The organism is Petrotoga sp. DB-2, assembly GCF_054051725.1.
The window spans coordinates 1-411 of sequence record NZ_JBSVZD010000079.1; the positions used below are offsets into that span (position 1 = coordinate 1).

At 37.5% G+C, this 411-nt stretch carries 1 pseudogene; it reads right to left on the minus strand.

Annotated features, from left to right (window positions below):
- Nucleotides 1-411, minus strand: a pseudogene (locus ACW9JY_RS10505) (ABC transporter substrate-binding protein); the annotation flags it as partial.

Below are 411 nucleotides of genomic sequence, written 5' to 3' on the forward strand. Positions count from 1 at the left end.
TGGTACCTCGTATCCTCTTTCCCTCGCATATTGAGCTGCTCTTAATGTCGCCGTTGGATCGTACGGTTTAAATGGTTTCCCGTTAACTTCTATGTCTAAGGTGAAATTCTTCAACCAATCTTCTAATGGTTCATAGAACCATTCTTGATAAACTGGGATTGAAGGGACGTGAAGTACACCCATGGTTGCAGCACCATCAAACGCTATTCCTATATAATCTACTATATCTATTGCAAGAGTTAATGCCCATCTTACATCTTTTATATTGTATGGATATACATCATTATTGAACACAAGACCTGTTATACAAGGATCCGTGTTTACTATCCATGGATATTCTATTCTGTATCCTCTTGAATATGGATTTCTTTGTATGAGGGCTTTGAATCCTTCGATTGATAATTGTACCAT